Here is a 3,625-nt window from a genome sequence, read left to right as displayed (position 1 = left end):
TCTATAAGTAGGCGAAGGGCATAGCGACCTTTTGTAGATATTTTCATTATTATTCCCCTTTTCTTTTTATTATAATAATATATATTTAGTAGGTTTTCTAGCAAAGAGGTAAAAAATGGTTAAAATTGTCGTTTTTGATTTAGACGGAACACTATATGATTCACATAAACATATTGATAAAGATACAATTCATAAAATAATTGAACTTGAACAAAAAGGTATTGTAGTTGGGATTGTGACTGGAAGGTTTTATGAAGAGTTGGATGAAGTTATCGAAAAACTAAAACTAAGAGAATACAATGGTTTTGTGGCAAGCTCGAACGGTTTAGAAATACATGATTTTTTAGATGGGAAAATAAAGTGTTTTACGCGACTCTCAAAAGATGAAGTAAAAGAATTGATAGAAGAAGCAAAGAAACATCATATGATTAGTTATGTTTGGCAAAATGGTCGTTATTCGATGTTTGATATATCATTTATGAATGGATTAAAAAAGCTTGCTTCAGTAATTCCTTTTAATGTGCATTATATAAGAGCATTAAGAGAGACTGAATTTGAGAAGAGTATATCTTTAGAGGTACCTTTATATGACAAGGTGTGTTTTGCAGGACTTCCAATCTTGAAATTAAAAAAATCAATCTTAAAACAGCATCCAGAATATCGGTTTTATGATGTTGGAAGACTTGGGACTGAATTATGCAAGAAGGATGTTGGGAAGCTTGAAGCTATTCAATTCATTTGTCGGAAGAAAAACACCTCTATAGATTGTGTAATGGCTTTTGGAGACAATGGAAATGATGTGAATTTACTAGCCTCTTGTGGATATGGAGTTGCGATGAGAAATGGGAGTGCACAGGCAAAAAAAGCCGCTAAATATATTAGCGACTATACAAATAATGAGCAGGGTGTGCTTCGATTTATAAATTCGTTTTTTGGATGAAATATTGATCCAAAAAGATAAGAATTCCATTTAGTACAAGGAAGGATCCAGTTAAAGAGAAAATAAAGTCTAAGGATTGAATGGGTTTCATAAGTAATACAATTCCGACAACTAGGATAAAGATAGCTCCCATAAGATTGACTTTCCATTGTTCAAAACCATTATCTTTTAAGAGTAATACTTTTTGAAAATGGGATAGGGAATTAATAATCAATAGAATTCCTACAAGCATAGGTACAATACTAATGAATTTTCTTGGTTCAAAACTCATATATAGGCCTACAGACAATAGGAATATGCCTAATACAAGAGTTGTTAGTGTTGTACTATTTCTTTTCTTGAAATATGTATATAGAAATAGAATCGCAATGACTAAAAAGATACATCCAATAACTCGCGTAATTGTTGTTAATATGGAGACGTTAAATATGCATAAGACTAATCCAGATAAAATGCATAGAATTGCCGATGAGATGGCTTCTGTTTTTGTTTCTTTCATATAATCACAACCTTTCACAATTATTATAGTCTGTTGTATACTAAATCTAAAGAGGTGATGAACATGAAAGTAGCAGTGTTATTAGAAAATGGATTTGAAGAATTAGAAGCTATGGGCCCCATTGCCTTACTTAGACGTGGTGGACTTGATGTGGATATGATTGGTGTTAACAATGAAGAACAGGTTACAGGACGTTTTGGCGTAACCTATTCGAGTGTGTTTCCAATGAACACATATGACTTTAGCAATGTGGATTGTTTAGTTTTACCTGGTGGTCCACATTATCAAAAGCTAGAAAAGAATGAAGAAGTATTAAAATTAGCTCATGAGTTTGCCAAAAATAAAGTATTGGCAGCTATTTGTGCTTCTCCAACAATCTTAGGTCATGAGGGTATCTTAAAAGGTAAAAAATATACTTGTTTTAAAGATATGGATGAAGATTTTGGTGGTGAATATCAATATGCTTATGCCGTTACAGACGGAAACATCATTACGGGTGTAAGTGCGGCAGCAAGTATTGAGTTTGCGTTTGCGATTCTAGAAAAGCTTTGTGGTAAAGAACATACAGAAAAAGTAAAAGCATCGATTTATTATGATGCAAAGCACTAAAAAATTGTCATCGTGAATGATGACAATTTTTAGTTTATGCTTCTTCATTTAATAAATGGAATTTTTCAAAGATATAGAATAGTAAAGACATGATCATTCCTGTGATACAAGCAAGTACCATTCCTGATAAGGAAATATTTCCTAAGTGAATTGTTACTCCGCTAAGTCCAACAACGAATACAACGGATGTTAAGATCATGTTTACGCTTTTTCCATAATCGACTTTTTGGTCGACTAGAATTCTTAATCCACTTGTACCAATCATACCGTATAGTAAGAAACTGATTCCACCGATAACTGGATTTGGAATTGTTTGAATCAATGCAGATAATGGACCAATGAATGAACAGATGATGGATAGGATGGCAGCTCCGGCAATAACTTGTACGCTATATACGCCAGTAATCGCCATAACTCCAATGTTTTCTCCGTAAGTTGTAGTTGGAACAGATCCAATTAAACCTGAAATCATTGTTGAAAAGTTATCTGCAAATAAAGAGCGGTGTAGTCCTGGATCTTCGATTAGGTTTCTTCCTACAACTTCACCTGTAACGATTTGGTGACCAATGTGTTCTGATGCGATAACTAATAATACGGGAAGCATCATTAGAATGGCATCCATACTGAATTTTGGTGCTTGAAAGTTTGGGATTGAAATAAAGCTTGCTTCTAATACAGGAGTAAAGTCTACAATGCCTACGGCAACAGCAGTTAAATATCCTGTAACTACGGCAATTAAGATTGGGATAACACTTAAGAATTTTTTGAAGCATACACTTCCAATTACGGCCATACCAAGTGTAACCGCAAAAACAATCACGTTTTTAGGGTCAATGTTATCTCCTAGAATTCCAGCTGTATTTGCAGCCGATGAAGATAGTTCAAGACCAATTAATGCAACAACGGGTCCCATCGCGGCAGATGGTAGTACGATATCAATCCATTTTGTTCCAAATTTCTTGATGATCATTGCCAATAAACATCCGCAAAAACCAACCGCAACAAATCCACCACATGCGTATGGATATCCAAATTTTGCGATAATGATATTTGCGGGAGCAATGAAGGCGAAGCTACTTCCTAAATAGGCTGGTGCTTTTCCTTTTGTGATAAAAATAAACAACAATGTTCCGATACCATTCATGAATAGTACGATAGCTGGGTTAATACCGAATAAGAATGGTACTAATACACTGGCTCCAAACATTGCGAACATGTGTTGAATACTTAATGGTATCAGCAGATTTGCGGGTACTTTTTCTTCAACTTGAATAATTCGTTTTGCCATGAAAAATATTCTCCTCCTAAAATATACCTTAACTTTTATACCACATTTTAATGGATTATGAAACTAATTTAGGCTATAATCCCGAGTTTGACAGTTGAAAAAGTAAAAAGTGCTAGAAAGCCTTTATTCAAGGTTTAATCTAGCACTTTCGTTTTTTTGAAATGTTGTATGTGATTTCTATTTTGAATATTTTTTTACTATTTTGTTTAAATCACTTGGTTTATAGTACTTTCTGTTTAGTTGTAGCTCGAAACATTTTTCTAATGCATCTAATGCCTGACTTCCACTA

At 33.8% G+C, this 3,625-nt stretch carries 5 protein-coding genes; 2 read left to right on the top strand and 3 right to left on the bottom strand.

Going from position 1 to position 3,625, the window contains the following annotated elements:
* A partial coding sequence (locus tag ACZQCL_RS04300; protein ID WP_482481923.1) for a hypothetical protein occupies positions 1-47 on the bottom strand: 47 nt, incomplete at its 3' end.
* Between the two features lie 68 nt (positions 48-115).
* Between ACZQCL_RS04300 and ACZQCL_RS04295 the strand changes: the two genes are divergently transcribed.
* On the top strand, positions 116-940 hold the full coding sequence (locus ACZQCL_RS04295; RefSeq protein WP_333882406.1) for an HAD family hydrolase: 825 nt from the start codon (positions 116-118) through the stop codon (positions 938-940).
* On the opposite strand, the gene ACZQCL_RS04290 is transcribed toward ACZQCL_RS04295, so the two are convergent.
* Complete coding sequence (locus ACZQCL_RS04290) at positions 918-1,439, bottom strand: DUF308 domain-containing protein (RefSeq protein WP_227991215.1); 522 nt, start codon at positions 1,437-1,439, stop codon at positions 918-920. The genes ACZQCL_RS04295 and ACZQCL_RS04290 overlap by 23 nt on opposite strands.
* 63 nt (positions 1,440-1,502) lie before the next feature.
* Here ACZQCL_RS04290 and ACZQCL_RS04285 point away from each other — a divergent pair, with 63 nt between their 5' ends.
* Positions 1,503-2,048, top strand: coding sequence for a DJ-1/PfpI family protein (locus tag ACZQCL_RS04285; RefSeq protein ID WP_482481921.1), 546 nt, complete (start codon positions 1,503-1,505; stop codon positions 2,046-2,048).
* Positions 2,049-2,082: 34 nt separating this feature from the next.
* Here the strand turns inward: ACZQCL_RS04285 and uraA are convergent, their stop codons facing one another.
* Positions 2,083-3,336 carry a uracil permease gene (gene uraA, locus ACZQCL_RS04280; RefSeq protein WP_227991383.1) on the bottom strand — a complete coding sequence of 418 codons (1,254 nt, stop codon included), beginning with the start codon at positions 3,334-3,336 and terminating at the stop codon, positions 2,083-2,085.
* Between the last annotated feature and the right edge of the window lie 289 nt (positions 3,337-3,625).

It is taken from the genome of Holdemanella sp., assembly GCF_056804935.1.
The sequence above is the reverse complement of the archived record's forward strand: the minus strand, read 5'-3'. Positions and strand labels throughout refer to the sequence as shown.